Annotated in this window: 25 protein-coding genes, 1 tRNA gene, 1 pseudogene and 1 other annotated feature; of the genes and pseudogenes, 11 read left to right on the plus strand and 16 right to left on the minus strand. The window is 68.0% G+C overall.

The features are described from left to right. Positions 1–117 precede the first annotated feature (117 nt). The 3 genes and pseudogenes from AACG61_RS10385 to AACG61_RS10395 all read left to right on the plus strand — a co-directional run bounded on the left by AACG61_RS10385 (position 118) and on the right by AACG61_RS10395 (position 3,469). Positions 118–1,484, plus strand: a pseudogene (locus AACG61_RS10385) (IS3 family transposase). Further along, positions 424–578: a sequence feature (AL1L pseudoknot), on the plus strand. It overlaps the preceding pseudogene by 155 nt. Positions 1,485–1,568: 84 nt before the next feature. After that, positions 1,569–2,027, plus strand: a complete 459-nt coding sequence (locus tag AACG61_RS10390) for a very short patch repair endonuclease (protein ID WP_411837063.1) — start codon at positions 1,569–1,571, stop codon at positions 2,025–2,027. A gap of 683 nt (positions 2,028–2,710) precedes the next feature. Then, positions 2,711–3,469, plus strand: coding sequence for an IS5 family transposase (locus AACG61_RS10395; protein ID WP_411836913.1), 759 nt, complete (start codon positions 2,711–2,713; stop codon positions 3,467–3,469). Positions 3,470–3,707: 238 nt separating this feature from the next. Here the strand turns inward: AACG61_RS10395 and AACG61_RS10400 are convergent. From AACG61_RS10400 to AACG61_RS10435, 8 genes are all read right to left on the minus strand, one after another. Further along, positions 3,708–3,803, minus strand: a tRNA-Sec gene (locus AACG61_RS10400). Between the two features lie 274 nt (positions 3,804–4,077). Next, complete coding sequence (locus tag AACG61_RS10405) at positions 4,078–5,682, minus strand: GMC family oxidoreductase (RefSeq protein WP_411837064.1); 1,605 nt, start codon at positions 5,680–5,682, stop codon at positions 4,078–4,080. Positions 5,683–5,684: 2 nt separating this feature from the next. Then, positions 5,685–6,677, minus strand: coding sequence for a branched-chain amino acid ABC transporter permease (locus AACG61_RS10410; RefSeq protein WP_411837065.1), 993 nt, complete (start codon positions 6,675–6,677; stop codon positions 5,685–5,687). A gap of 1 nt (position 6,678) precedes the next feature. Beyond that, a complete protein-coding gene (locus AACG61_RS10415; protein WP_411837066.1) occupies positions 6,679–7,566 on the minus strand; it encodes a branched-chain amino acid ABC transporter permease in 888 nt (295 codons plus the stop codon). 1 nt (position 7,567) lies between these two features. Next, positions 7,568–8,269 carry an ABC transporter ATP-binding protein gene (locus AACG61_RS10420; protein ID WP_411837067.1) on the minus strand — a complete coding sequence of 234 codons (702 nt, stop codon included), beginning with the start codon at positions 8,267–8,269 and terminating at the stop codon, positions 7,568–7,570. Further along, complete coding sequence (locus tag AACG61_RS10425; protein WP_411837068.1) at positions 8,270–9,046, minus strand: ABC transporter ATP-binding protein; 777 nt, start codon at positions 9,044–9,046, stop codon at positions 8,270–8,272. Between the two features lie 11 nt (positions 9,047–9,057). Further along, entirely contained in the window at positions 9,058–10,272 is a 1,215-nt protein-coding gene (locus AACG61_RS10430; protein ID WP_411837069.1) for an ABC transporter substrate-binding protein, read from the minus strand. A gap of 26 nt (positions 10,273–10,298) precedes the next feature. Next, positions 10,299–10,487 carry a hypothetical protein gene (locus tag AACG61_RS10435; protein ID WP_411837070.1) on the minus strand — a complete coding sequence of 63 codons (189 nt, stop codon included), beginning with the start codon at positions 10,485–10,487 and terminating at the stop codon, positions 10,299–10,301. A gap of 3 nt (positions 10,488–10,490) precedes the next feature. Between AACG61_RS10435 and AACG61_RS10440 the strand changes: the two genes are divergently transcribed. The 3 genes from AACG61_RS10440 to AACG61_RS10450 all read left to right on the plus strand — a co-directional run bounded on the left by AACG61_RS10440 (position 10,491) and on the right by AACG61_RS10450 (position 12,282). Then, complete coding sequence (locus AACG61_RS10440) at positions 10,491–11,405, plus strand: LysR family transcriptional regulator (protein WP_411837071.1); 915 nt, start codon at positions 10,491–10,493, stop codon at positions 11,403–11,405. 72 nt (positions 11,406–11,477) lie between these two features. After that, on the plus strand, positions 11,478–11,612 hold the full coding sequence (locus AACG61_RS10445; protein ID WP_411837072.1) for a hypothetical protein: 135 nt from the start codon (positions 11,478–11,480) through the stop codon (positions 11,610–11,612). 55 nt (positions 11,613–11,667) lie between these two features. Beyond that, positions 11,668–12,282: an AAA family ATPase gene (locus tag AACG61_RS10450; protein ID WP_411837073.1), complete on the plus strand. Its 615-nt coding sequence runs from the start codon at positions 11,668–11,670 to the stop codon at positions 12,280–12,282. On the opposite strand, the gene AACG61_RS10455 is transcribed toward AACG61_RS10450, so the two are convergent. The 5 genes from AACG61_RS10455 to AACG61_RS10475 all read right to left on the minus strand — a co-directional run bounded on the left by AACG61_RS10455 (position 12,279) and on the right by AACG61_RS10475 (position 17,357). Continuing rightward, positions 12,279–13,067 (minus strand): ABC transporter permease, encoded by a 789-nt coding sequence (locus tag AACG61_RS10455; protein WP_411837074.1) that lies wholly within the window; start codon positions 13,065–13,067, stop codon positions 12,279–12,281. The genes AACG61_RS10450 and AACG61_RS10455 overlap by 4 nt on opposite strands. Then, positions 13,064–13,945, minus strand: a complete 882-nt coding sequence (locus tag AACG61_RS10460; RefSeq protein WP_411837075.1) for an ABC transporter permease — start codon at positions 13,943–13,945, stop codon at positions 13,064–13,066. The genes AACG61_RS10455 and AACG61_RS10460 overlap by 4 nt, the downstream gene beginning before the upstream one ends. Further along, positions 13,938–15,002, minus strand: a complete 1,065-nt coding sequence (locus AACG61_RS10465) for an ABC transporter ATP-binding protein (RefSeq protein WP_411837076.1) — start codon at positions 15,000–15,002, stop codon at positions 13,938–13,940. The genes AACG61_RS10460 and AACG61_RS10465 overlap by 8 nt, the downstream gene beginning before the upstream one ends. Positions 15,003–15,054: 52 nt before the next feature. Next, positions 15,055–16,173: an extracellular solute-binding protein gene (locus AACG61_RS10470; protein WP_411837077.1), complete on the minus strand. Its 1,119-nt coding sequence runs from the start codon at positions 16,171–16,173 to the stop codon at positions 15,055–15,057. 215 nt (positions 16,174–16,388) lie between these two features. Beyond that, on the minus strand, positions 16,389–17,357 hold the full coding sequence (locus AACG61_RS10475; RefSeq protein WP_411837078.1) for a hypothetical protein: 969 nt from the start codon (positions 17,355–17,357) through the stop codon (positions 16,389–16,391). Positions 17,358–17,489: 132 nt separating this feature from the next. Here AACG61_RS10475 and AACG61_RS10480 point away from each other — a divergent pair, with 132 nt between their 5' ends. The 5 genes from AACG61_RS10480 (at position 17,490) to preA (ending at position 22,580) form a co-directional block, all read left to right on the plus strand. Further along, on the plus strand, positions 17,490–17,852 hold the full coding sequence (locus tag AACG61_RS10480) for a PepSY domain-containing protein (protein WP_411837079.1): 363 nt from the start codon (positions 17,490–17,492) through the stop codon (positions 17,850–17,852). Between the two features lie 9 nt (positions 17,853–17,861). Further along, a complete protein-coding gene (locus tag AACG61_RS10485; protein ID WP_411837080.1) occupies positions 17,862–18,521 on the plus strand; it encodes a response regulator transcription factor in 660 nt (219 codons plus the stop codon). Next, on the plus strand, positions 18,518–19,816 hold the full coding sequence (locus tag AACG61_RS10490) for a sensor histidine kinase (RefSeq protein ID WP_411837081.1): 1,299 nt from the start codon (positions 18,518–18,520) through the stop codon (positions 19,814–19,816). The genes AACG61_RS10485 and AACG61_RS10490 overlap by 4 nt, the downstream gene beginning before the upstream one ends. 97 nt (positions 19,817–19,913) lie before the next feature. Then, the gene (locus tag AACG61_RS10495) at positions 19,914–21,269 is read left to right on the plus strand and encodes an NAD(P)-dependent oxidoreductase (protein ID WP_411837082.1); all 1,356 of its coding nucleotides are present in this window, start codon (positions 19,914–19,916) and stop codon (positions 21,267–21,269) included. Between the two features lie 12 nt (positions 21,270–21,281). Beyond that, positions 21,282–22,580, plus strand: a complete 1,299-nt coding sequence (preA, locus tag AACG61_RS10500; protein ID WP_217845972.1) for an NAD-dependent dihydropyrimidine dehydrogenase subunit PreA — start codon at positions 21,282–21,284, stop codon at positions 22,578–22,580. Between the two features lie 122 nt (positions 22,581–22,702). Here preA and AACG61_RS10505 read toward each other — a convergent pair whose 3' ends face one another. From AACG61_RS10505 to AACG61_RS10515, 3 genes are read right to left on the minus strand one after another with little or no spacing between them, the layout of a single operon-like run. Continuing rightward, positions 22,703–24,172 (minus strand): carboxypeptidase M32, encoded by a 1,470-nt coding sequence (locus AACG61_RS10505; protein ID WP_411837083.1) that lies wholly within the window; start codon positions 24,170–24,172, stop codon positions 22,703–22,705. Then, complete coding sequence (ctaA, locus tag AACG61_RS10510; RefSeq protein WP_411837084.1) at positions 24,169–25,314, minus strand: heme A synthase; 1,146 nt, start codon at positions 25,312–25,314, stop codon at positions 24,169–24,171. The genes AACG61_RS10505 and ctaA overlap by 4 nt, the downstream gene beginning before the upstream one ends. A gap of 26 nt (positions 25,315–25,340) precedes the next feature. Beyond that, positions 25,341–26,069: an RNA methyltransferase gene (locus tag AACG61_RS10515; protein ID WP_411839499.1), complete on the minus strand. Its 729-nt coding sequence runs from the start codon at positions 26,067–26,069 to the stop codon at positions 25,341–25,343. Positions 26,070–26,104 lie beyond the last annotated feature (35 nt).

Here is a 26,104-nt window from a genome sequence, read left to right on the forward strand (position 1 = left end):
CCACCAGTGATTGCGATGGCGACGTGACCATCACGGCGAAGCTCCGGGTGATCGAGGCCTTTGTCGAACACGACCTGAACACCCCCTGTACTGAGCTATGGCTGACTCCAAGCGACCATGCACCGACAGGTTCTCTCCGGAGTGCGTGATCGCGCGGTGCGGTCGATCCCGGACAGGGAGGGTCGGAGTGACGCGCGATGGCAGGCGGTCGTGTCGATTTCGGCGAGGATCGGCTGTGCGCCGCAGACCGTGAACGATCGGGTCGGGAAGGCCGAGGTCGATGGCGGCAAGCGTCCGGGCGTCTCTGGCGAGAGGACCGGGAGGATGAAGGCGCCAAAACCGCGGGCTGCGCCGGGATGAGGAGGATCAGAAAGCAGTCCAGTGGACTGCTTTCCCGACGAACGAGATCCTTCGCAGGGCGTCGGCATGTCTTGTCATGGCGCAGCTCGACCGCCGGTCGAGGTGATGGTGGCTCTCATCGACGCGCACCGGGATGCGCACGGGGCCTGGCCATCGCGGCGCCATCGGTCCCAGTCCGATGGACAGGACCGATCTGCGACGTGCCGCCGATCGCCCCGTCCACCCGTCATGATCACCTGGCGACGCGAGCCGATCCGTCTCGGCTGTCGGATCGGGCACGTCAGGACGAGGTGTCGCGCCCCGAGGTCCTTCGCGTGTTCGAGGAGAACTGGCGGGTCCATGGTGTCCGGAAGGTCTGGCGACAGCTTGGCCGTGAGGGCTTCGATGTCGCGCGATGCACGGTGGCACGGCTGATGAGGAGCATGGGCAGTCACGGCATCATCCGCGGCAGGCCGCACAGGACGACGATCCCGGACAGGAAGGCCCGCTGTCAGCTAGACAGGGAGAACCGCCGGTTCCGCGGTCCGGCCCCGGACATGCTGCGGAGTCGTCCATCGCGGCGCCATCGGTTCCGGCCCGACGGACGACGATTTCACCTGCGTCGCCGCCTGAAAGGGTTTCGTCCATCTCGCCCCTCGCCATGGTCGCTCGGACCGGTGGCGCTCCCATGGCTCGATCATCGACGCCAATGCCCGCAGGATCGCCCTCTGGCGCGTCAGCGGTTCGGCGCATGCGGGGCTTGGCGGTGCATGATCGCCGCCCGGGAAGGGGCATGGGGCTCGCGGGGCCTGTCCATCCGCTGCACGGAGCGCTTGGCGGAGGCCGGTATCGAACCCTCGGTGGGCAGCGTCGGCGACGGCTGCGACGACGCCTCGGCCGAGACGATCGACGGCCTGTTCAAGGCTTAGGTCATCCACCGGCACGGCCCATGGCGCGGCTTGCAAGCCGTGGACTGCGCGACGCTCGAACGGGTGGACCGGTTCAACGACCGCCGGCCTCTCGAGCCCATGGGGACCATACCGCCCGCAGAAGACGAGGCCGACGTCCTTGCAGCACCGGAAACCCACACCATGGCCCCGCAACCAACTCCGATCAGCCTCCGCCAGACCCAGCGCGGTTCATGATTTTGCTTCGCGGTGCCGCCTTAGCGGAAAAGTTCATACGCTCGCCAGGTGGAAACCATCGCCCCGAAGCCCCATGTCGAACATATGACCGACGTGATGGACAGACAGACCCGCTCCAAGGCTATGGCCAAGATCCGTGGACGCGACACGAAGCCGGAGTTGCTGGTTCGCAGGTCTCTTCATGCCATGGGCTTCCGGTTTCGGCTCAATGAGCGCAAGCTCCCCGGTTCACCAGACATCGTGTTGACGAAATGGCGCACCGCGATCTTCGTCCACGGATGCTTCTGGCACAGACATCACAGCTGTCGCAAGGCGACGACACCGTCTACGAATGTGGACTTCTGGGCTGCGAAGTTCGAGGCCAACATGGCTAGGGACCAGCGCGCCCTTGATGCATTGGCGGCCTTGGGCTGGCGGACTGCGGTGGTTTGGGAATGTGCCTTGCAGCCACCCGGTGCACGGACCGCGCTAGACGGACTTGCCGATTTCATAAGAGATGGCGCAACCGACAGGGTCGACATCAGTGGTACCGGTGCGGGGTGATGTAGGTTCCGATCCGGATATCGACAAAGTGGTACGACCCCACGGTCGCGGCTTTCAATGCCGTGATCCCGATGCGAAAGGTGATCGCCGATGCACCCAAGGGTGAAGACACGGCTCTGGTCTGCGATGGCAGCTTGCCTGTAGCGTCAGAGCAGAGCGGGTGATCTGACAGCCCGGTGAACGACCGGATGTGGAGAACGGTTTCTCCTCATCGCGCTTCGGGCTGGATTCAGCTGTCGCTGCATCAGCGCCACTGTATGCCCGAGGAAGAGCGAAACCCGTCACGGTCGCGGGCATCAGTGGCAGTTGCGATCCCGAGGTCCCGGCGCGGCTGATCCGGGGGCTGGCACAGCGTGATCCCTGTTCCGGCAAACATGCGGGTCGGGGTGGCTTCCGGCACGCTGCCCGGGCGAGAATCGTGATGTGATAAGGCCGCCTTGGTCGGGCACTGATCGGCATGCCGAACTGCAGCAGCGGCGGCACATGAGACCGGTCCGTGGGTTCGGTCGTCAGGGTCGATGGCGGCATTCCGATAGATCGTCGTTGGTCTGCTCCACCGCGACGTCCTCGACAGTGGCGGCACGACCGTTCTTGCAGCACGGGTCCATGTACGGCTCCTAGGCTCCAGACCCATTGATTTCATGCTTTTCGCGTGATTCAGGCTCCTCAAGGAGACCTGATCGATGAGTAATCTTTACTGGCTGAGCGACGCCCAGATGGAGCGTCTGAAACCGTTCTTTCCCAAAAGCCATGGCAAGCCCCGCGTCGATGATCGCCGTGTCCTCAGCGGCATAATCTTCATCAATCGCAATGGGTTGCGGTGGTGTGACGCGCCGAAGGAATACGGCCCGGCCAAAACCCTCTACAACCGCTGGAAGCGCTGGAGCGACAACGGGGTTTTTGCCCGGATCATGGTCGGCCTTGCCGCCGAGAGCGCCGAGCACAAGACGATCATGATCGACGCGACCTATCTCCAAGGCACACCGCACGGCCTCAAGCCATGGGGTGAAAAAGGGGGGCGCGGGCGCCAGATCGGGCGCACCAAAGGCGGTATGAACACCAAGTTGCACGCTGTCGCCGATGCCAACGGGCGGCCGATCGGGTTCTTCATGTCGGCCGGCCAGGTCAGCGATTACACCGGCGCGGCGGCGCTGCTGGGCAGCCTGCCGAAGGCTGGGTGGCTTCTGGCCGACAGGGGCTACGACGCTGATTGGTTCAGAGACGCGTTGAAAGACAAGGGGATAAAGGTTTGCATCCCCGGACGGAAGTCCCGCAAGAAGGTCGTCAAATACGACAAGCGGCGTTACAAAAGGCGTAACCGCATCGAAATCATGTTCGGGCGTCTGAAGGACTGGAGGCGCGTCGCAACCCGTTATGACCGCTGCCCGGAAACGTTCTTCTCAGCTATTATGCTCGCCGCAACCGTCTTGTTCTGGCTGTGAAACTCAATGAGTCTGGAGCCTAGAGACCTGTCGTGTGGATGCCCCGGTTGGGCGTAGGGCGCCCCATGCCTGACCCCGACAATCCAGCGTCGATTTGCGTCACCAATCGACGCCGGGCGCACCGAGATATCTGCCTCGATCGGCCGACCCGTATTGCGTGACCTCAGCAGGCGCCTTGCAAGCATCCTCGGGAACGTGAACACTTCCGCGGGACGAAAGCACTTCGCGGGGCGGCGTGTGGCGGAAGGGAATGGGAGTCGAACCCACCCGGGACAGTCTCGCTGCCCCCACCGGATTTGAAGTCCGGCCAAACCACCGGGTTTGCTGCCCTTCCGAACGGTGACGTCCCGAATGGTTAGACATTTGCGGCGGCAGTTGCAATCGAAGCGTCGTGTTTTCGCCAACAACCGCTGCCATCGCCCGCGCCACGTCGGACCGGAGACATCCAGGCCACCTGACGGGGTCAGGAGCCTACCAGGACAAGACAGATCCAGCCCAGCCTCCACCCCGCTGCAGCAGCGAAGAGTACCCACCACGCTCCTGCGAGACGGCGCGCGGCAATTGGTAAGAGCGCCGCGACGGCCCAAGGCCCGTGAAACCGCGACCCATCAGGCCAAGGCGCGGGCGTCCTCCAGGATCATGCGCGCGGCCTTCTCGGCGATCATCACCGTGGGAGAGTTGGTGTTCCCGGACGTGATCGTCGGCATGATCGAGGCATCCGCGATGCGCAAGCCCCCCACCGCGCGCATCCGCAGGCGCGGATCGACCACGCTGCCCGGATCGCCGCCCATTCGGCAGGTGCCGACCGGGTGAAAGATCGTCGTGCCGATGTCGCCGGCGGCGCGGGCAAGGTCCTCGTCGCTCTGGACGGCGGCGCCGGGGCGGAACTCCTCGGGGCGGAAGCGGGCGAAGGCGGGCTGGGCGGCGATCCGCCGCGTCAGCCGGATCGCGCGCACCGCCACCTCGCGGTCGCTCTCGGTCGAGAGATAGTTCGGCGCGATCGCGGGCTGCATCGCCGGGTCCGGCCCGGTCAGATGGACCGATCCGCGGCTGTCGGGACGCAGGTTGCAGACGCTGGCGGTCATCGCCGGGAAGGGATGGACGCGGTCGCCGAACTTGTCCAGCGACACGGGCTGGACGTGGTATTCCAGATCGGCCGTCTCCTTGTCGGGACCTGACCGGGTGAAGATCCCCACCTGGCTGGGCGCCATCGACATCGGGCCGGATCGCGAGAACAGGTACTGCGCCCCGATCCGCGCCTTGCCCCACAGGCTGCTGGCCTGCTCGTTCAGCGTCGGAACGCCATGGACCTTGTAGACCAGCCGCAGCTGCAGGTGATCCTGGAGGTTCTCGCCCACGGCGTCGACCTGCACCCGAGGGGTGATGCCCGCGGCCGAGATCACGTCGCCCCGGCCGATGCCCGACAGCTCCAGCACATGCGGCGATCCGATGGCCCCGGCGCAGAGCACCGTCTCGCGCGAGGCGCGCACCTCGTGCCGCTGGCCGTTCTGGAGATAGATGACGCCGGTCACCCGCCCCTCCTCCAACACCAGGTTCTGGACCTGGGCATGGGTCTCGACGCGCAGATTAGGGCGCCGCATGGCGGGCCGCAGAAAGGCCTTGGCCGTGTTCCAGCGCAGGCCCGACCGCTGGTTCACGTCGAAATAGCCGCCGCCTTCGTTGTCGCCGGTGTTGAAGTCGTCCACCCGCGGGATGCCCGCCTGTTCGGCCGCGTCCAGGAAGGCGTCCAGCACCGCCCACCGCACGCGGGCCTGCTCGACGCGCCATTCGCCGCCCGTGCCGTGATGCTCTCCGGCGCCGCGGTAATGGTCCAGCTGGGCGCGGAAGATCGGCACGACATCGTCCCAGCCCCAGCCCGGACAGCCCATCTGCCGCCAGATGTCATAGTCGCGCGCCTGTCCGCGCATGTAGATCATGCCGTTGATGGAGGAGCAGCCACCCAGGACCTTGCCGCGCGGATAGTTCAGCACCCGCCCGTTCAGCCCCGGCTCCGGCGCGGTGGTGAAGCACCAGTCCGTGCGCGGGTTGTTGATGCAGTAGAGATAGCCCACCGGGATATGCACCCAGTGGTAGTTGTCGCTGCCCCCCGCCTCCAGCAGCAGGACGCGGTTGCGGGGGTCGGCCGACAGTCGGTTGGCCATCACGCAACCGGCGCTGCCCGCGCCGATCACGACATAGTCGAAGCTGTCCATCGTCATTGCTCTCGCGTGAAGCCCAGGGCGCGGCCGATGCGCGAGGCATAGAACTCGCCCACCAGGCCCCGGCGGAAGACCAGGACGCAGGCCATGAACACCACGCCGGTGATGATCGTCACCGGAAAGTCCGAGGTCGCCAGATAGTTCTGCAGCGTGACCACGATGCCCGCGCCGAAGACCGGCCCGATCAGCGTGCCGATGCCGCCCAGAAGCGTCATCAGGATCACCTCGCCCGACATCTGCCAGCCGACATCGGTCAGGGTGGCGAACTGGAAGACCAGCGACTTCAACCCGCCTGCCATGCCCGCCAGCGTGGCCGACATCACGAAGGCCGCCAGCTTGTAGCGCCCGACCGCGTAGCCGAGCGAGATGGCCCGCTGCTCGTTCTCGCGGATCGACTTCAGGATCATGCCGAAGGGCGAGTTGACGATACGCCAGATGATCGCGATGCCCAGCAGGAAGACCGCCAGCACGAAGAAGTACATCGTCGTGGTGTCCGACAGGTCCAGCATCCCGAACAGCCGCCCGCGCGGGATGGATTGCAGCCCGTCCTCGCCATGGGTGAAGGCCGCCTGCACGCAGAAGAAGAAGAACATCTGGCTGAGCGCCAGGGTGATCATCGCGAAGTAGATCCCCTGCCGCCGGATGGCGATGGCGCCCATCACCACCCCCAGAAGCGCCGCCCCGGCCATGCCGGTCAGGATGCCCAGTTCTGGCGACAGGCCCCAGACCTTGACGGCGTGGCCGGTGAAGTAGGCCGCCCCCCCGAAGAAGGCCGCATGCCCGAAGGACAGAAGGCCCGTGTAGCCCAAGAGCAGGTTGAAGGCCGCCGCGAACAGCGCGAAGCACAGAAGCTTCATCAGGAAGATGGGATAGAGGAAGAACGGGGCCGCCAGGAGCAGCGCCAGGAGGACCAGCAGCAGCCCCGCCTTGAAGGTCGCGGCGCGCGGATGGGCGGCGGGTGCCGCGATGTCAGTGCCGTGATGTGCCATGTCAGGCATCCTTTCCGAACAGGCCCGCCGGACGCAGGATCAGGACGATCGCCATGATGACGAAGATGACGATGTTGGAGGCCTCGGGATAGAAGACCTTGGTCAGCCCCTCGGCGATGCCCAGCAGATAGCCGGTGATGATGGCGCCCAGGATCGACCCCATGCCGCCCACGACCACGACCGCGAAGACGATGATGATCAGGTTCGACCCCATCAGCGGGCTGACCTGATAGACGGGCGCGGCCAGCACGCCCGCGAAGCCCGCCAGCGCCGCCCCCAGACCGTAGGTCAGCGTCAGCAGCAGCGGCACGTTGACGCCGAAGCTCTGGACCAGGACCGGGTTCTCGGTCGCGGCGCGCAGATAGGCGCCCAGCTTGGTCTTCTCGATCAGCAGCCAGATGCCGATGCAGACGGCCAGCGAGGCGATCACCACCCAGCCCCGATAGACGGGCAGGAACATGAAGCCCAGGTTCACGCCCCCGGTCAGCGCCGCGGGCGCCGCATAGGGCGAGCCCGACGCGCCGAAGAAGTAGCGGAACGTCCCCTCGATGGTCAGCGCCAGGCCGAAGGTGAACAGCAGCCCGTAGAGCGGGTCCAGCTTGTAGAGGCGCGACAGCATCGTGCGCTCGATCAGCGCGCCGGTGACCCCGACGATCAGCGGCGCCAGGATCAGCGCCGGCCAGTAGCCGATGCCGCCATGCACCGCCAGCAGCAGCGCGATGAACGCGCCCAGCATGTATTGCGCCCCATGGGCAAAGTTGATCACGCGCAGCAGGCCGAAGATCACCGCCAGCCCCAAGGACAGCAGCGCATAGAACGACCCGTTGATCAGCCCGACCAGCAGCTGGCCCATCAGGGCCTGGACGGGGATGCCGAATATCATTGTCATGTCAGACCCCCAGAACCGTGTTCAGCATGTCCATCCGCTGCGGCAGCTGATCGACCGGGAATTCCGCGACCATCTGGCCGTGATCCATCAGGTAGAACCGGTCGGCCACCTTGGAGGCGAAGCGGAAGTTCTGCTCGACCAGGACCACGGTCATGCCGCGCTTCTTCAGTTCGACCAGCACCTCTCCGATGCGCTGGATGATGACGGGGGCCAGGCCCTCGGTCGGCTCGTCCAGCAGCAGGCAGCGCGCGCCGGTGCGCAGGATGCGCGCCATGGCCAGCATCTGCTGCTCGCCGCCCGACAGCTTGGTGCCGGGGCTGGCGCGGCGTTCGGCCAGGTTCGGGAACAGCGCATAGATCTCGTCGACCGACATGCCGCCCTTGGCGACGACCGGAGGCAGCATCAGGTTCTCCTCCACCGTCAGGGTGGCGAAGATGCCGCGCTCCTCGGGGACGAAGCCCAGACCGGCATGCGCCACCTTGTGCAGCGGGACGCTCATCAGGTCGCGGCCCGCGAACTCGATCCGGCCCGTGCGCTTGCGCAGGATCCCCATGATCGAGCGCAGCGTGGTGGTCTTGCCCATCCCGTTGCGGCCCAGGATGCAGATCATCTCGCCTTCGTTCACATGCAGGTCGACGCCGTGCAGGATGTGGCTTTCGCCATACCAGGCCTGAAGCCCGGCCACGTTCAACAGCGGTGCCATTCAGTCCTCCGTGCCCATGTAGGCCGTCCGCACGCGGCTGTCCTGGCTGACGGTCGCGTAATCGCCCTGGGCGATGATCTCTCCGCGCTGCAGCACTGTGACGTGGTGGCAGATGTCGGCCACGACGCTCAGGTTGTGCTCGACCATCAGGACGGCGCGGCTCTGGGCGACGGAGCGGATGATGTCGGCGACCATGCGCACGTCCTCCTGCCCCATCCCGGCCATCGGCTCGTCCAGAAGCAGCACCTGCGGGTCCAGCGCCAGCGTCGTCGCGATCTCCAGCACGCGCTTGCGCCCGTAGGAGAGATCGGCCGCCCGCGTATCGCGATAGGGCGTCAGGCCCAGATCCTCGATCAGCGCACCCGCCCGGTCGTTCAGCCGGTCCAGCGCCGAGAGCGGACGCCAGAACTGCACCGCCAGGCCCGCGGGCCGCTGCAGCGCGATCTTGACGTTCTCCAGCACGGTCAGGTGCGGGAACACAGCCGAGATCTGGAACGACCGCACCATGCCCATGCGCGCGACCTTGTCGGGCTTTGCATTGGTGATGTCGGTGCCCAGCAGCGTGATGCGCCCCGAACTGGGCTGCAGGAACTTGGTCAGCAGGTTGAAGACCGTGGTCTTGCCTGCCCCGTTGGGTCCGATCAGCGCATGGATCTGCGCGTGATGGACATCCAGGTCCACGTTGCTGACGGCCGCGAAGCCGCCGAAGATCTTGCCGAGGCCGCGGGCGGTCAGGACCACCCGCGGCTGGCTCTGCGGGGATGCAGAGAGGGTCATCGTCCGACCGATCAGTTGGTGACCAGCGGGCAACCGCTGTCGGCCGGGTCCAGATAGGCCTGATCGCCCGGAATGGTGGCGGCCACGTTGAAGTAGTCCCAGGCCACGTCGCTCTCGCCCGGCGCCTTGACCTCCAGCAGGTAGACGTCCGAGATCATCCGGCCGTTGGGCGCCACGCGGCCGTTCTCGGCGAAGACGTCCTTGACGGGAAGCTCATGCAGCTTGGCGGCCACGGCCTCGGTCTCGTCGGTGCCGGCGGCCTCGATCGCCTTCAGATAGGCGGTCACGGCGGAATAGGTGCCGGCATGGATCATGTTCGGCATGGCGCCGGTCTTGTCCATGAAGCGCTGGCCGAACTCGGCCGTCTCGGGCGTGCGGTTCCAGTAGAAGCTCTCGGTCAGGGTCAGGCCCTGCGCGGCCTCCAGGCCCAGGCCGTGGACCTCGGCCAGCGTGAACAGCAGCGCGGCCAGGCGCTGGCCCGACTGCACGATGCCGAACTCGGCCGCCTGCTTGATCGCGTTCTGGGTGTCCATGCCGGCATTGGCCAGGCCGATCACCTTGGCGCCCGAGGCCTGCGCCTGCAGCAGGAACGACGAGAAGTCGGTCGTCGACAGCGGATGGCGGACCGAGCCCAGCACTTGCCCGCCCTTCTCGGTCACGAAGCTGGAGGTCTGCTCCTCCAGCGAATAGCCGAAGGCATAGTCGGCGGTCAGGAAGTACCACGAATCGCCGCCCTGCTCGACCAGCGCGCCACCGGTGCCCACGGCCAGCGCATGCGTGTCATAGGCCCAGTGGAACCCGTAGGGGCTGCACTGCGCGCCGGTCAGCTCGGTCGTGGCGGCGCCGGTGGTGATGGTGATCTTGTTGGCGTCGCGCGACAGCGCCTGCACGGCCAGCGCGACCGAGGAGGTCGTCAGCTCCATGATCGCGTCCACCTGTTCGGTGTCGTACCACTGGCGGGCGATGTTGCTGGCGATGTCGGCCTTGTTCTGGTGGTCCGCGGTCACGACCTCGATCGGCATGTCCAGAACCGAGCCGCCGAAATCCTCGACCGCCATCAGCGCCGCCTGATAGCTGTACTGACCGCCGAAGTCGGCATAGACGCCCGACTGGTCGTTCAGGATGCCGATCTTGACCCGGCCGTCCGAGATCTCGGCCGCGGCCGGCGCGGCCACGGACAGCCCGGCCACCGACAGGCTTGCCGCCGACAGAAGAAGTTTGCGCATGGTTTCCCTCCCAGAAATCGCGTTGCTCAGCGCCAGCCGAAATCGACCCGCATTGGCGGGAACGACGGCATGGTCTGTTCAAAAATGGCCTGACCGGTCTCCTCAAACCGGACGGATGACGCAGCATGAAACGGTTTTCCCTTTGACACAAGCCATTCGTGCCGACTAATCGCATACAAGTCCTGTTCATTTCCGAACAGATCGGCGGCGGGCATGCGATGGCACATTTCACCTGGGACGACCTGCAGTTCTTTCTGGCGGTGGCGCGCACGGGCCAGCTGTCGGGCGCCGCGCGCCAGCTGCGCACCAGCCACGTCACCGTCTCGCGCCGCATCGACCGGCTGGAGGCCGCGCTGAAGCTGCGCCTGTTCGAGCGCAACCCCCGCGGCTACGAGCTGACCGCCATGGGCCGCCGCCTGATCGAGACTGCCGAGCGGATGGAGGCCGAGGCGCACCGGATGAACGCCGACCTGCTGGGCCAGGGCGCCGGTCAGCGCGGCATCCTGCGCATGACCCTGCCCGAGGGGTTCGGCAGCTATTTCAGCCGCACCCTGCTGGTCCCGTTCTACCGGCGCTTTCCCAACATCGCGCTGGAGCTGATCACCCTGCCCCAGATCATGGCCCTGTCGCGGCGCGAGGCCGACGTGTCGGTCGTGCTGGACCCGCCCAAGGCCAGCCCCTACCGCTCCGAGAAGATCTGCGACTACAGCCTGCACATCTTCGCCGCGCGCAGCTATCTGGACCGCCACCCCCCGATCCTGACCCGCGACCAGCTGCTGGAGCATCCCTTCATCGGCTATATCGAGGAGATGATCTTCTCTCCGGGCCTCGACTATCTGGGCGAGGTCCATCCCGGCATCCGGGCCGAGGTCAAGAGCTCCAGCATCTTCAACCAGCTGGCCGCCACGCGCCAGGGTCTGGGCCTGTGCGTGCTGCCCCATTACATCGCGGGCCACCGGCCCGACCTGGCGGTGGTGCTGCCCGATCAGGTCGCGCTGCGGCGCAGCTACTGGCTGACCACGCATCGCGATGCGGGCGCCAACCCCCGCGAACGGGCCGTGATGGCCTTCCTGCTGGAGGCCGGGCGCTATCACGGCCCCCACCTGATCCGGCCGGCCCCCGCGACATCGTGACCGCCCGAGGAACCGCCCGGGCGCTCCGCGGGTTCGCGCTGCATGCCCCCATTGGGAGGTCCGGAGGACAGAATGTTCGACATCCAGACAGAGGCCTATCTGCGCCGCACCCGATCCCGCCCCCGCCCCGTGACCGGCGGCGTCCTGCCCGCCACGGTGGTCGCAAGCGTGACCCTGTGGCTGACGGTGCTGATCGCAGCACAGTGACGCCCGCTTGCGCGACGCCCGATGTCGTGGAACATGGCGCCCGCAGGAGGACGCCATGAGCAGAACGATAATCGAGGCCCTGACCGACCGCCTGCGCAAGCTGGCGAACGCGCCGACGCGGTCGCTGGTGGCGCTGGCCGGACCGCCGGGCGCGGGCAAGAGCCATGTGACCGAGGCCCTGCTGGGCGCCCTGCCCGACGCCGCCCTGCTGCCCATGGACGGGTTCCACCTGGACGACGGGTTGCTCCGCACTCGGGGCGATCTGGCGCGCAAGGGGGCGCCATGGACCTTCGATCTGGACGGTTTCGCGGCCACGTTGGATCGGCTGGCCGCCGATGACGGTCGCGACGTGCTGGTCCCGGTCTTCGACCGGACGCTGGAGATCAGCCGGGGCGCCGCGCGCGAGATTCCTGCATCGGCCAGGCTGATCCTGGTCGAGGGCAACTATCTGCTGCTGGACCGTCCCGGCTGGCGCGATCTGGCCCGCCATTTCGCGCTGACCGTGATGCTGGAGGTGCCCGAAGCGGTGCTGCGGGCGCGGCTGGCGGCGCGGTGGCGCGACCTGCCCCCCGATCAGGCCCGGGCCAAGCTGGAGGCCAACGACCTGCCCAACATGGACCTGGTCCTGGCGGCCAGCCGCGCGCCGGACCTGATCCTGCCCAACGCCTAGGCCGCGCGACGCCGCCGCGCGATCTCGTAGGCCACCGCCCCGATCACCGTCGCCACGATGATGATCAGCGCCAGCGCGTTCACCGCGGGCGTCAGGCCGGTGCGGACCTTGGTGGCGATGAACACGGTCAGCGGCGTCTCGAAACCCCGCACGAAGAGGGTGGTGTTGTAGTTCTCGATCGACTGCAGCACCGCCAGACCGGCCGAACCGATCAGCGCGGGCCGCAGGAAGGGCAGCGTCACCCGGCGGAACACCATGGTCCGCGACGCGCCCAGGCCCAGGGCCGCCTCCTCCTGCGTGCGGTCGAAGCGTTGCAGCCGCGCCATGACCATCAGCATCACATAGCAGATGATGAAGGTCGACTGCGCCAGCACGATCAGGAAAATGCCGCCGCCGACACCCATCTGCCGCCACAGGATCAGGGTCGAGATCCCGATCACCACCCCCGGCGTCAGCAGCGGCGACACCATTACCGCATAGGCGAAGCTGCGCGCCCGCGCATGCAGCGAGGTCAGCACCAGCGCCGCCGCCGTCCCCACCGGCACCACGATTACCACCACGCAGACCGCCACCAGAACCGAGGTCCAGAGCGATTCCCACATCGCCGCATCGGCCCACATGGCGCGGAACCAGTCGGTCGTCGTGCCCTGCCACGGGATCACGGTCGGAAAGCGGCTGGTGTTGAAGCTGGCCGCGCCCATGATGATCAGCGGCGCGAAGAGATAGGCTGCAAAGACAGTCAGATACAGCCAGAACATCAGGTTGAAGATACGCTCGGCCCTCATTTCGCGACATCCGTCAGGTTGACGCGGAACAGGCGCAGCGTGACCAGCACGACCGCCAGGCACAGGACCAGCAGGACCAGCGCATAGGCCGCGCCGCGGTTCCAGTCGCCGCCCTCGAAGAACCAGTTGTAGATGATCTCGGTGAACCATCGGCTGCCGGGAGAGCCCAGCAGCGCGGGCGCGACATAGCTGCCCGCGGCCAGCATGAAGGTGAAGACGAAGCCCGTCGCGATGCCGGCCTTGGCATGCGGGATCACCACCCGGCGATGGATGCGCAGTGGCGAGGCGCCCAAGTCGCGCGCCGCCTCGATCTGCGATTTGTCCAGCGATTCGATGGCGTTGTAGATGGGCAGCAGCATGAACAGGATATAGGCATAGACCATCGCCGCCAGCACGCCGCCATCGCCCTGCCAGCGGATCGGTGCGTCGATCAGGCCGATATTCGTCAGCACCGCGTTCAGCGGCCCGCGATAGGCCAGGATGATGAACCAGGCCAGCGTCCGCAGCACCTCGTTGATGAAGAAGGGGATGATGATCAGCATCATCGCGATGGCCAGCTGTCCGGTGGTGGCGCGCTGCGCCATCCAGAAGGCGATCGGATAGCAGACCAGGAAGGTCACCAGCGCCACGAGGCCGCTGGCCCAGATCGTCTTGAGGAAGATCGCCCGATGCGTGGGCTCGCCCGCCAGATAGAGGACGTTCGACAGCGAATAGGTGTCATCCGGCCCGCCCAGGGCCGAAGGCGGCAGGTTCGGCCGCAGGGCATAGTCGATCATCATCAGGTTCGGGGCCAGAACCATCACCGCCAGCCAGAACAGGACCAGGATGAGGAAGATCGTCGAGAGCCCCGGCCCGAAACGGTTTTTCAGATCACCCATCGCCCAGCACCACCGCATGTCCGGGCGCGAAGCCGAAGCCCGCGCGACTGCCGGGCATCGGCGCATCCGCCAGCCGCGTCGAGGGGACAGAGGCCGTCATCGCCGCCCCGCCGTCGAACTGGCCGTGGACCAGCGCGAAGGAGCCTTCGAAATCGACCCGCTCGATCTGCGCCTGCAGCGCGTTTTCCGCGCCGCCGGGCATCAGCGCCTCGGGGCGGACATAGATCGTGCCCTGCCGCCCGGTCGCGGCGCCCTGCCCGGCGCGGCCGGTCAGCGGACCCAGATCGGTCTCGATCCGGGCGGTGCCGCCCTGCACCTCGGTGATGCGGCCGGGAATGGCGTTCGTCTCTCCGACGAAGCGGGCGACGAAGGGCGTGGCGGGGTTGTCATAGAGCTCGCGCGGGGTCGCGACCTGCTGCAGGAGGCCCGCCGACATCACGGCCACGCGGTCCGACATGGCCAGCGCCTCGGACTGATCATGGGTGATGTAGATGAAGGTGACACCGGTCCGCTTCTGCAGCGCGCGCAGTTCGGCCCGCATGTGCTGGCGCAGCTTCAGGTCCAGCGCCGAGAGCGGCTCGTCCAGGAGCAGCACGCCCGGCTCGACCGCCAAGGCGCGCGCGATGGCCACGCGCTGACGCTGGCCGCCGGACAGTTCGCCCGGCATGCGGTCGCCGTAGCCCTCCAGCGCGATCAGGCGCAGCAGGTCGTCGGCCTTGGCGTGACGCTCGGCCCGGCCGACGCCGCGCGCCTCCAGGCCGAAGGCGATGTTGTCGCGCACGGACATCAGCGGGAACAGGGCCAGCGACTGAAAGATCATCGCGGTCGGGCGCTGGTTCGGACCCAGGCCGCGCATGTCGCGGTCCCCGATCAGCACGCGCCCCTCGGTCGGCTCGATGAAGCCCGCGATCATCCGCAGGATCGTGGTCTTGCCGCAGCCCGACGGTCCCAGGATGGAGAAGAACTCTCCGGCCTCGACCTTGAAGCTGACATCGCTGACGGCGCGGGTGGTGCCGAAGTTCATGCCGATGCCGGCAAGCTCGACCGAATGGGACATCGTGTCTCCTGCGTCTGCAAGGGGGGCGGCGATGGGCCGCCCCCGGTTTGGATCAGGCCGACAGGAAGCGGTCCTGATACTCGTTGCGCTTGGTGATATACCAGCTTTCCTGGATGGGCCACCACCACAGCTTCTCCAGCGCGTCGCCCGGATAGGCGGCGGCGAAGAAGGCCTTGGCCTCGTCCGAGGTCAGCTGGTCGGAACCCACCGCGGTCGAGTTGATCTTGGTCGCGTTGGTGTACATCGCGCCCGCCTCGGGGGTCAGGAACCAGTTGATGAAGGCATAGGCGCTGTCCAGATTCTCGGCACCCGCCGGGATCGACAGGCCCTCCATCCAGGCCAGCGCGCCTTCCTTGGGCGCGACGAAGCCCACGGGCAGCCCCTCGCCCGCCAGCGCGGCGGCGGTCGAATCCCAGGTCTGGCCCACGGTGGCGCCGTTGACGCGGAACGCGCCTTGGGCCTCGTTCTCGTTGGTCCAGAACTGGATGATGTTGCCCTTGCGCGCGATGGCCTCGGCCAGGATCACGTCGAAGATCTCGATCTGCGCCTCGGGCGAGGTGAAGGCGTCCAGCAGCGGACGCGGCAGCTTGCCCTCGGCCTCCAGCCACAGGCCCAGGCCGATCAGCGAGGAATGCCCGCGCACGGTCGCCTGCGCGCCCTCCTTCCAGATGTCGCCATAGGAGGCCGTGCCGTATTCCAGCGGGTTCTGGTCGCTGTCGAAGGCCAGCGCCTCGGTGCCCCAGTCGGTCGGCACCTGATAGCGCTTGCCGTCCACGACCGCGCCCAGGTTGACCGAGTTCTCCCAGGCACTGGGCAGCACCTTGGCGACCTCGATGCGGGATTCGTCCAAAGGCTGGACCAGGCCGAACTCGACATAGTTCGGGACGCGGTCGACGGTCGGCCAGATCAGGTCGAACCCGGCGCCGTTGTTGGCGCGCAGCTGGTTCAGCAGCTCGTCATTGGTGCCGTAGGGGGTGAAGTTCGGGGTGATTCCCGTGGCCTCCTGGAAGGCGCCCAGGATCTCGTCGTTCAGATAGCCGGCCCAGGCAAAGATGTTCACCTGGCCCGCGCCCTGCGCCATGGCGCGCCGCGCCAGGTAGGGAGAGGCCAGCGCCACGCCAGCCGTGGCCGCAGCCCCGCGCAGAAGGCCGCGCCTGTCGATCCGTTTCATGGGAAGATCCTCCATCTCGTTGTCATCCAGCCTGTCCCGTTACCCGGCGCGCATGTCGGTCGCATGACACGGCACCGGCGGACGGCCCCGGTCCGCAGCCTAGACCGCGACCGCGCGCAGGCAAAGTGTCTTGTTGGACAGTGCGTTGACGACGGGTACGCATGACGGAAGGGCCGCCCCCGAAGGGACGGCCCCGATGTCGCGGGGATGCCGGATCAGCGGGCGGTCTCGCGGACCAGCTGGCCCTGCGGGTCCAGCTCCAGCGTCACCGTCTCGCCGTCGGGGTTGGTCGCGTCCAGCAGGACGCGCGGCCCCTCCTGACGCATGATCCCGAAGGCGCTGTAGCCCGCCTGCGTCAGGCGCTGGTTCGCGGCGACCGTGTCGAACTGCGGCGCGGGCGGCATGCCGCGACCCGGACCCTCACCGCGGGGACCGTCACCACGGGGGCCCTCGGCGCGCGGACCGCGGTCGTCGCCGCGGGGGCCGCGATCCTCGTCGCGCTCGCGCCCGCCGCGGCGGTCGTCGTCGCGGCCGAAGCGCAGGACGGCACCCGCCTCGTCGAAGGCGGCGCGCATCTCCTGGCCGCCCGCATCCTCGCCCTTCACCTCGAAGCGGCCGTATTCCGCCTTGATCTCCTCGATCATGCCGAACTGCGCCATGACCTCGTTGCCGCGCACGGCCTGGGGCAGGATCGCGTCGATGATGGGCTGCGGCAGGGCGGTGTCGTCGGTCTCGACCTCGATCAGGCTGTTGTCGGGGGCGAACTTGGCCTCAAGCTCGGCGCCGTTCTCCTGCCAGCCCTTGACCTCCAGATGGCGCGGGGTCCGCTTGATCTCGTCGACGCGGGCGAATAGCGCCATGGCGGGCGTGTCGCGGATCTCGGCCGACAGGGCCGCTCCGATCACCGGCGCGGGCAGGATGCCGTCATCGGCCTCGATCTTGATCAGGTTTCCGGCCATGTCGAACTCGGCCTCGATCTGGGTGCCGTCGGGCAGGAAGCCCTCGTATTCGCGCTGGCCGTCGCGCTTGGTCTGCACGCCGACGCGGGTAAGGTCCAGGCCCTGCAGCAGGGCGGGCAGCTCGACCCCGCCCGCCTGCGTGGCGGCAGTCTGGGCGGCGGCGGGCACGGCGCCCGCCAGAACGGCGATCAGGGCGGCGGTCGATGCAAGATGCTTGCGGGTCATGGGACACTCCTTCGGGTCTTGGACGGCCGGGTCGTCCGGCCTTCTGCGAATCATCTCTAACCGAACGCGGCCGAACGGAACGCCAACGCGCCGTTTGGTTTCCATTTACCCGGATCGGCGCATAATGACGCCATGAGGAATGCCCCGAATCTCCTGATCCTGGTCCTGGCCGCCGCCCTCCCGCTGGCGGGCTGGTCGCAGACCGCGCCCGCCACCCCGCCGGACCCCTGGGCCACCAGCTTTCAGCCGCAGCCCTTCCACCGCATGGCCGAGGCGGTCACTGCCCGGTACCAGGGCCGCCTGGTCGCGGCCGAGACGCGCCCGCCCCTGCCCCATGAGCGCGCCGCGGGCGTCGAGCTGATCTACGAGTTCCGCCTGGTGACCCCGCAGCGCAACATCCTCAACATCCGCGTGGATGCCCGGACCGGACGCTTCCTGGAGGTCGCGGGACGCGGCCAGCTGGAAGCCCGCCGTGCACCCCCCGCCCCGAACTGAAGGCCCCCGATGCGCGCCCTGATCGTCGAGGACGACCCGATGCTTGCCGACCAGCTGTCCCAGGCCTTGATCCAGGCCGGATTCGTGACCGACATCGCCGGTGACGGCACCCAGGGCGAATTCCTGGGCGCGACCGAGAGCTATGACGTCGCGGTGCTGGATCTGGGCCTGCCCGGCCTGCCCGGGATCGAGGTCCTGACCCGCTGGCGCGACCAAGGCGTCAGCATGCCGGTGCTGATCCTGACCGCGCGCGGCGACTGGACCGACAAGGTCGCGGGCTTTCGCGCGGGCGCCGACGACTATGCGGTCAAGCCGTTCCGCTTGGACGAGGTCGTGCTGCGCGCCCAGACCCTGATCCGGCGCGCGGCGGGCCATTCGCGCCCGCAAATCGCCGCCGGGCGGCTGCAGCTGGACGGGCAGCTGGGCGTCATCACGCTGGACGGTATGGCGCTGCGACTGACCGCCTTCGAGCAGCGCATCCTGACCTACCTGATCACCCATCAGGGCCGCGTGATCAGCCGGACCGAGCTGTCCGACCACCTCTACGAGGCCGAGACCGACCGCGACTTCAAGTCGATCGAGGTCGTGATCGGCCGCCTGCGCAGGAAGGTCGGCGAGGGCGTGATCGAGACCCGCCGCGGCGAGGGCTATGTCCTGAGGGCGGCGTGACGCGCTCGATCCGGGGGCGGCTGCTGCTGCTGGCGGCGGTCTGGCTGTCGGCGGCGCTGCTGGGTGCGTTCCTGCTGATCGCGCAGCTGCTGGAGGATTTTGTCACCGACCGTTTCGATGCCGAGACCCTGGCCATCGCCGACAGCCTGATCGGCCAGCTGGAGGTGGACGACACCCGGATCGAGCTGGACGACACGCCGCTGGACGTGCGCTTCTCGCTGCCGCTGTCGGGGTGGTACTGGCAGGTCACGGCGGATGAGGCGGTGGTGGCGCGGTCCCCTTCGCTGCTGGACGGGCGGCTGAGCGGGCCGTCGGGCGATCTGACCGGCGCCGCGGGGCGCGATGCCGACGGCGCGGGCCTGCGCGTCCTGCGCCGCGAGTTGACCATTCCCGACAGCGATGCCCGCATCGCTATCACCGCGACCGCCCCCCAGGCCGAGATCGGCGCGGCGCTGGCGCAGATCGTGCGCCCGCTGGCCGTGGCGCTGGCGGTGCTGGGCCTGGGGCTGGCGGCGGCCAGCCTGATCCAGGTGACGTTGGGCCTGCGCAGCCTGGACCGGCTGCGCGCCGATCTGGCCCGCGTCCGGGCGGGCGATCACGACCGGCTGGCCCTGCCCGACGTGACCGAACTGCGTCCCCTGACGGCCGAGATCAACGCGGCGCTGGACCAGAATGCCAGCCTTCTGACGCGCTCGCGCCAGCATCTGGGCAATCTGGCCCATTCGCTGAAGACCCCGCTGGCGGCGCTCTCGAACGAGCTGCCGGCCGACCATCAGGGCCAGGCGCTGATCACGCGGATGGATCGGCTGATCGGCTGGCACCTGCGCCGGGCGCGTCAGGCCGGGCCGCGGCTTCTGGGGCAGCGGACCCCGGTTGCCCCGGTGATCGACGACATCCTGCTGGTGCTGCGCTGGCCCCTGGCCGAGCGGGGCATGACCGCCGAGGTCGACTGCCCCCCTGACGCGGCCTTCCCCGGAGAGCGCCAGGACCTGGAGGAGATGATCGGCAACCTGTCGGAGAATGCCGCCAAATGGGGCCGGACGCGGCTGCGTATCGCGGTGCGCGCGACGGCCGGGCGGCTGATTCTGCGCATCGAGGATGACGGGCCGGGCCTCAGCCCCGATCAGGCGCCCCGCGCGCTGATGCGCGGCGCGCGGCTGGATGAGCTGGGCGCCCCCGGCGCGGGGCTGGGCCTGGCCATCGTCGCCGATCTGGCGGCGCTGCATGGCGGTGCGCTGCGGCTGGAACGCTCGGATCTGGGCGGTCTGGCAGCAGTTCTGGACCTGCCTGCCTGAAATATTCGCAAAGCTTACGCACCCATATTTTACCATTTGATAAAAAAACGGACCTGTGCCAGCCTGATCCGACCAACAGGTGAGCCAGGAGACGAAAATGTCCCAAGCAAGACTGTCGCCCGGCGTCGTGCCGGGGCGACTGACCCCCGACCAGCTGGCGGCGAACTTCGTCGATGTCGCCCCGCCGCTGGACCGCCACGAGGCCCGTGTCGCGGCCGATCGCTGCTATTTCTGCCATGACGCGCCCTGCATCACGGCATGCCCGACCAGCATCGACATCCCGCTGTTCATCCGCCAGATCGCGACCGACACCCCGGATGCGGCGGCGATGACGATCTTTCACGCCAACATCCTAGGCGGCATGTGCGCCCGCGTCTGCCCGACCGAACAGCTCTGCGAGGGCGCCTGCGTCCGCGAGGCCGCCGAGGGCAAGCCGGTCGAGATCGGCGCGCTGCAGCGTTACGCGACCGACGGGCTGATGGCGCAAGGGTCGCACCCCTTCAAGCGTGCCGCCCCCACCGGCAAGCGCGTGGCCGTGGTCGGCGCGGGCCCCGCGGGGCTGGCCTGCGCGCACCGTCTGGCCGCCAAGGGCCATGACGTGGTGATCTTCGAGGCGCGGCCCAAGCCCGGCGGGCTGAACGAATACGGCATCGCCAGCTACAAGGCCGTGGACGGCTTCGCGCAGGCCGAGGTCGACTGGCTGATGGGCATCGGCGGGATCGAGCTGCGCCACGACCAGGCGATCGGCCGCGACATCACCCTGGCCGCGCTGCAGGCGGAATACGACGCGGTGTTTCTGGGCATGGGCCTGGGCGGCGTGAACGGGCTGCGCGCCGACGGCGAGGAGCGCCAGCATGTGCTGGATGCGGTCAGCTTCATCCGCGACCTGCGCCAGGCCAGCGATCTGGGCAGCCTGCCCGTCGGCCGCGATGTGGTGGTGATCGGCGGCGGCATGACCGCCGTGGATGCCGCCGTGCAGGCCCGGCTGCTGGGCGCCGAGAACGTCAGCATCGTCTATCGCCGCGAGCAGGCCAAGATGGGCGCCAGCCGCCATGAACAGGACCACGCGACCGCCAGCGGCGTGCGCATCATCTGCAACGCCGCCCCCGTCGCGGTCCATGGCAACGGCGCCGTGACCGAGGTCGAGTTCGCCTATACCCGCGCCGAGCCCGACGGGCTGGTCCTGACGGAGGACCGCTTCCGCCTGCGGGCCGATCAGGTCTTCCGCGCCATCGGCCAGCGCCTGGAGGGCGCGCCCGAGGGGCTGGAGCTGGCGGGCGGCAAGATCCTGGTGACCGGGCCGGGCCGCACGACGCTGGACGGGGTCTGGGCCGGGGGCGATTGCGCATCCGGCGGCGACGACCTGACCGTGACCGCGGTGGCCGAAGGCCGCGACGCGGCAGAAGACATCGACGCCCGGCTGACCGGACGTCCCGTCGAAATCCCCGGCTGAGGACGCGAGATCATGGCAGACCTGCGCAGCAATTTCATCGGGATCAAGTCCCCGAACCCCTTCTGGCTGGCCTCGGCCCCGCCGACCGACAAGGAATACAACGTCCGCCGCGCCTTCCAGGCCGGTTGGGGCGGCGTGGTGTGGAAGACCCTGGGCTCGGAAGGCCCGCCCGTCGTCAACGTGAACGGCCCGCGATACGGCGTGATCCACGGTGCCGACCGCCGCGTCCTGGGCATCAACAACATCGAGCTGATCACCGACCGACCCCTGGAGGTGAACCTGCGCGAGATCAAGTCGGTCAAGCGCGACTATCCCGACCGGGCGTTGATCATCAGCCTGATGGTGCCCTGCGACGAGGACAGCTGGCGCGACATCCTGGCCAAGATCGAGGATACCGGCGCCGACGGGGTCGAGCTGAACTTCGGCTGCCCGCACGGCATGGCGGAGCGCGGCATGGGGTCCGCCGTGGGCCAGGTGCCGGAATACATCGAGATGGTGACCCGGTGGGTCAAGCAGTACTCCCGCATGCCCTGCATCGTGAAGCTGACCCCCAACATCACCGATGTCACCAAGCCCGCCGAAGCCGCCAAGCGCGGCGGCGCCGATGCGGTCAGCCTGATCAACACGATCAACTCGATCACCTCGGTCGATCTGGACCTGTTCGCGCCCCAGCCCACCATTGACGGCAAGGGCAGCCATGGCGGCTATTGCGGCCCGGCGGTCAAGCCCATCGCGCTGAACATGGTGGCCGAGATCGCGCGGAACCCCGCGACCGCGGGCCTGCCCATCAGCGGCATCGGCGGCGTCACTACCTGGCGCGATGCGGCCGAGTTCATGGCGCTTGGCGCGGGCAATGTGCAGGTCTGCACGGCGGCGATGACCTATGGCTTCAAGGTCGTGCAGGAGATGATCACAGGCCTGCACGACTATCTGGACAGCCATGAGATGGGCCTGTCGGACCTGATCGGTCGCGCGGTGCCCAACGTGCGCGACTGGCAGCAGCTGAACCTGAACTATGTCACCAAGGCGGTGATCGACCAGGATGCCTGCATCAGCTGCGGCCGCTGCTATGCTGCCTGCGAGGACACCAGCCACCAGGCCATCGCCATGAAGCCGGGCCGCGTCTTCGAGGTGATCGAGGAGGAATGCGTCGCCTGCAACCTGTGTGTCGACGTCTGCCCGGTCGAGGACTGCATCACCATGCGCGAACTGGAGATCGGCGAGATCGACAAGCGCACCGGCATTCCGCGCGGCGAATACGCGAACTGGACCAGCCATCCGAACAATCCGATGGCCCGCGCGGCCGAGTGATCCGAGAGCGCCGGGGGGCTTTGCGCCCCCCGGACCCCCCGCAGGATATTTTCGTGAAGAAGAAGCCCGGCGGCACCACGCGCCCCGGGGCTTCTTCTTCATATGAATATCCAAATCCGACTTCAGAGGCCGTAGATGCCGGTGAACTTCCGCTCCAGATAGTCCAGCAGCGGTTCGGGTCCGATGGGCTGACCCGCAGCAGTCTCGATCACCTCGGTCGGGGTCATCAACCCGCCATGGCGTTGGACGGTCTCGCGCAGCCATTCGGTGGCGGGGGTCGCGTCGCCCTGGGCCAGGGACGCGTCCAGATCGGGAACCGCGCCGCGCAGGGCCTGGTTCAGGCAGCCCGCATAGACATTCCCCAGGGCATAGGTCGGGAAATAGCCGAAGAGGCCCACCGACCAATGCACGTCCTGCAGGACGCCATTGGCAGGCCGGTCAACCGCGACGCCGAAATCGTTGAGGAAGCGGGCGTTCCAAGCCGCCTCCAGATCCTGAGTGTCGAGGCGGCCCGAAATCAGGTCACGCTCCAGATCGAAGCGCAGCATGACGTGCAGGTTGTACTGCACCTCGTCGGATTCGGTGCGGATATAGCCCGGCGTCACGCGGTTCACGGTCGCGTAGAAGGCATCGGGGTCGGTGATGTTCAACCCGTCGAAGGCCTCGGACATGCGCTCGAACAGCCAGCCGGTGAAGGCGCGACCGCGGCCCAGCTGGTTCTCGTAGATGCGGCTCTGGCTCTCGTGGACGCCCATCGACACGCCGCGCCCCAGGGGGGTGAAGGCATAATCGGGGTCGATGCCCAGCTCATAGCTGGAATGGCCGACCTCGTGGATGGTGGAATAGAGGCAGTTGAACGGATCCGTCTCGACCACCCGCGTGGTGATGCGGCTGTCCTGCCAGCGCCCCGAGCTGAACGGATGCACGGCCAGGTCCATCCGCCCCCGCGTCCAGTCATAGCCGAAGGCCGTGGCGCAGGCGCGGGCCAGGCGCAGCTGGGTCTCCTGAGGGAAATGGCCCTTCAGCGCCTGCGGCTGATCGGCACCCAAGACGTCGTCGCGCAGCGCGACCAAGCGCGGGCGCATCGCGTCGAACAGCGCCGACAGCCGCGCGCCGGTCATGCCGGGCTCGTAATCCTCCAGCAGCGCGTCATAGAGGTCGCCGCCATCGGCGAGGCAGGCGGCCTCCTCGCGCTTCAGCATCAGGACCTGATCCAGCGTCGGCAGGAAATCCGCGGGCGCGTCCTTGGCGCGGGCCTCGGCCCAGATGCCCTGGGCCAGCGAGGTCAGCCGCGCCAGCTCGGATGCCAGCCGCGCGGGGATACGGCTGCTGCGGGCATAGTCGCGCGCGATCAGGGCGACGACGCGGCGGTCGGCCGGCGTCTGCGGATCGGCCGCGTCCAGCCACTCGCCGATGCGCGGATCGGTGCGACGCTCGTGCAGCACCTCCTCCATCGCGCCCATCTCCTCGGCGCGCTGCTCGGCGGCGCCGCGGGGCATCACGGTCTCCTGGTCCCAGCCCAATCGCTCCGCCACGGAGGACAGGGCTTCGGTCTGGCGCTGGAAGGCCAGCAGGTCGGTCAGCGCGGTCATCGGATCGCTCCCCGGATCGAGGTTTCAAACGGATAGCGCGCGTGATGGCGCGCCCTGAGGATCATCGCGAACAGCACCACCGCGAAGAACTGATGCGTCAGCGCCAGATGCAGGGGCGAGGCGTGGATGACGTTCATGACGCCCAGCCCGATCTGGGCGGCCATGACCACGATCATCACCGTGAAGGCCCCGCGCGTCACCGGATGGGGCGAGCGGCGCGCCCGCAGCCAGACGACCACGGCGAAGATCGCCAGCAGATAGCCGGTCATGCGGTGGATGAACTGCACCAAAGCCGGGTTCTCGAAGAAGTTGCGCCAGCCCAGGGGCGCGTCCCAGATGGCCGACGGAATCCATTCGCCGCCCATGGTGGGCCAGCCCGTGTAGGTGCGCCCCGCGTCGATCCCCGCGACCAGCGCGCCCAGCAGGATCTGCAGGAAGGTCAGGTGCAGAAGGCCCGTGGACATGCCGAACAGCTTGGCCTCGCCCGCGCGGCGGGCGCGCATCAGTTCGGCCTCGGACCGCGACAGTTGTAGCACATACCAGGTGATCAGGCCCAGGATCAGGAAGGCGATGCCCAGATGCGTGGCCAGCCGATAGGAGGCGACGCTGTGCATGCCCGGCTGCAGGCCGGAGCTGACCATCCACCAGCCGATCGCCCCCTGCAGACCGCCCAGAGCGCCGAGGCCCAGCAGCCGTGGCGTCCAGCCCGCCGGAATCCGCGAGGTCGCCCAGAAGAAGACGAAGCCCAGGGCCCAGACCAGCCCCACGATGCGGCCCAGGAAGCGGTGGCCCCACTCCCACCAGTAGATGTACTGGAACTCCGACAGCGACATGCCGCGGTTGATCTCCTGATATTGGGGGATCTGGCGGTAGGCGTCGAATTCGCGCTGCCAGTCGGCGGCGTTCAGGGGCGGGATGGCTCCGGTGACCGGCGCCCATTCGGTGATCGACAGGCCGGAATCGGTCAGGCGCGTCGCGCCGCCGACCACGATCATCGCCAGGACCAGCACGAAGAGCACCGCCAGCCAGGCCCGGATGGCGCGGCGCGCGCCGCGCGGGCGGGCGTCGATCATGCCGGTGGTCTGGGGGGCACGGGCGGCCTGCGGGTCCGAGATCTCCTGAAAGACGGGGCGCTTGGCCATCGCGATCTCCTTTGGGTTGGGGCGGCTCAGCGGCGGGTCAGCTGGCGCAACACGCCGTGCAGGATGCGCACGTCGCCCTTGGTCAGCGTCAGGCGCGACCACATGTTGCGCATGGTCAGCCGCATCGACGCCGCCTTGGTTTCGGGGAAGAAGAAGCCGGCCTGGGTCAGCTCCTCCTCGTAGCGGTCTCCGAGGCGCTCGATCTCGACGCGGTCGGCGGGGGCCTCGGCCTCGGACCGGCGCAGATGGGGCGCGGGTTCGGGCGGCAGGATCTCGCGCCCGTATTCATAGCCCATCAGCAGCACGGCCTGGGCCAGGTTCAGCGACGGGAAATCGGGGTTCACCGGCACCGTGACGATGGCATTGGCCCGCGCGATGTCGTCGTTCTCCAGCCCGGTGCGTTCGGGGCCGAAGATGATCGCGGACCGCCCCTCATGGGCGCGGGCCTGGGCCATGGCGGTGGCCGGAGTGAAGACGGGCTTGGTCAGCTCGCGTCCCCGCGCGGTCGTGGCATAGGCATAGTCGATGCCCTCCATCGCCTCGGCCAGGGTCGGATAGATGCGGGCCGTGTCCAGCACGCGGCCCGCCGCCCCCGAGGCCATGGCGACGGCCTTGGGGTTCGGCCAGCCGTCGCGCGGATCGACGATGCGCATCTCGGTCAGGCCGAAGTTCAGCATCGCGCGGGCGGCCGCGCCGATGTTCTCGCCCATCTGCGGGCGCACGAGGATGATGACGGGGTGGCGTTCGATCTGCATGCCCGGCAGATAGTCCGTCTGGCGGCGACGGGCAA

It is taken from the genome of Paracoccus sp. ME4, assembly GCF_046736325.1.
In the GTDB taxonomy this organism is placed as follows: Bacteria; Pseudomonadota; Alphaproteobacteria; order Rhodobacterales; family Rhodobacteraceae; genus Paracoccus.

Bases quoted from the DNA above. Each gene is read 5' to 3' on its own strand.
- AACG61_RS10390 (WP_411837063.1), top strand. From the start codon at position 1,569: ATGACCGACGTGATGGACAGACAGACCCGCTCCAAGGCTATGGCCAAG.
- AACG61_RS10395 (WP_411836913.1), top strand. From the start codon at position 2,711: ATGAGTAATCTTTACTGGCTGAGCGACGCCCAGATGGAGCGTCTGAAA.
- AACG61_RS10405 (WP_411837064.1), bottom strand. From the start codon at position 5,682: ATGGACAGCTTCGACTATGTCGTGATCGGCGCGGGCAGCGCCGGTTGC.
- AACG61_RS10410 (WP_411837065.1), bottom strand. From the start codon at position 6,677: ATGGCACATCACGGCACTGACATCGCGGCACCCGCCGCCCATCCGCGC.
- AACG61_RS10415 (WP_411837066.1), bottom strand. From the start codon at position 7,566: ATGACAATGATATTCGGCATCCCCGTCCAGGCCCTGATGGGCCAGCTG.
- AACG61_RS10420 (WP_411837067.1), bottom strand. From the start codon at position 8,269: ATGGCACCGCTGTTGAACGTGGCCGGGCTTCAGGCCTGGTATGGCGAA.
- AACG61_RS10425 (WP_411837068.1), bottom strand. From the start codon at position 9,046: ATGACCCTCTCTGCATCCCCGCAGAGCCAGCCGCGGGTGGTCCTGACC.
- AACG61_RS10430 (WP_411837069.1), bottom strand. From the start codon at position 10,272: ATGCGCAAACTTCTTCTGTCGGCGGCAAGCCTGTCGGTGGCCGGGCTG.
- AACG61_RS10435 (WP_411837070.1), bottom strand. From the start codon at position 10,487: ATGCCCGCCGCCGATCTGTTCGGAAATGAACAGGACTTGTATGCGATT.
- AACG61_RS10440 (WP_411837071.1), top strand. From the start codon at position 10,491: ATGGCACATTTCACCTGGGACGACCTGCAGTTCTTTCTGGCGGTGGCG.
- AACG61_RS10445 (WP_411837072.1), top strand. From the start codon at position 11,478: ATGTTCGACATCCAGACAGAGGCCTATCTGCGCCGCACCCGATCCCGC.
- AACG61_RS10450 (WP_411837073.1), top strand. From the start codon at position 11,668: ATGAGCAGAACGATAATCGAGGCCCTGACCGACCGCCTGCGCAAGCTG.
- AACG61_RS10455 (WP_411837074.1), bottom strand. From the start codon at position 13,067: ATGAGGGCCGAGCGTATCTTCAACCTGATGTTCTGGCTGTATCTGACT.
- AACG61_RS10460 (WP_411837075.1), bottom strand. From the start codon at position 13,945: ATGGGTGATCTGAAAAACCGTTTCGGGCCGGGGCTCTCGACGATCTTC.
- AACG61_RS10465 (WP_411837076.1), bottom strand. From the start codon at position 15,002: ATGTCCCATTCGGTCGAGCTTGCCGGCATCGGCATGAACTTCGGCACC.
- AACG61_RS10470 (WP_411837077.1), bottom strand. From the start codon at position 16,173: ATGAAACGGATCGACAGGCGCGGCCTTCTGCGCGGGGCTGCGGCCACG.
- AACG61_RS10475 (WP_411837078.1), bottom strand. From the start codon at position 17,357: ATGACCCGCAAGCATCTTGCATCGACCGCCGCCCTGATCGCCGTTCTG.
- AACG61_RS10480 (WP_411837079.1), top strand. From the start codon at position 17,490: ATGAGGAATGCCCCGAATCTCCTGATCCTGGTCCTGGCCGCCGCCCTC.
- AACG61_RS10485 (WP_411837080.1), top strand. From the start codon at position 17,862: ATGCGCGCCCTGATCGTCGAGGACGACCCGATGCTTGCCGACCAGCTG.
- AACG61_RS10495 (WP_411837082.1), top strand. From the start codon at position 19,914: ATGTCCCAAGCAAGACTGTCGCCCGGCGTCGTGCCGGGGCGACTGACC.
- preA (WP_217845972.1), top strand. From the start codon at position 21,282: ATGGCAGACCTGCGCAGCAATTTCATCGGGATCAAGTCCCCGAACCCC.
- AACG61_RS10505 (WP_411837083.1), bottom strand. From the start codon at position 24,172: ATGACCGCGCTGACCGACCTGCTGGCCTTCCAGCGCCAGACCGAAGCC.
- ctaA (WP_411837084.1), bottom strand. From the start codon at position 25,314: ATGGCCAAGCGCCCCGTCTTTCAGGAGATCTCGGACCCGCAGGCCGCC.
- AACG61_RS10515 (WP_411839499.1), bottom strand. From the start codon at position 26,069: ATGCAGATCGAACGCCACCCCGTCATCATCCTCGTGCGCCCGCAGATG.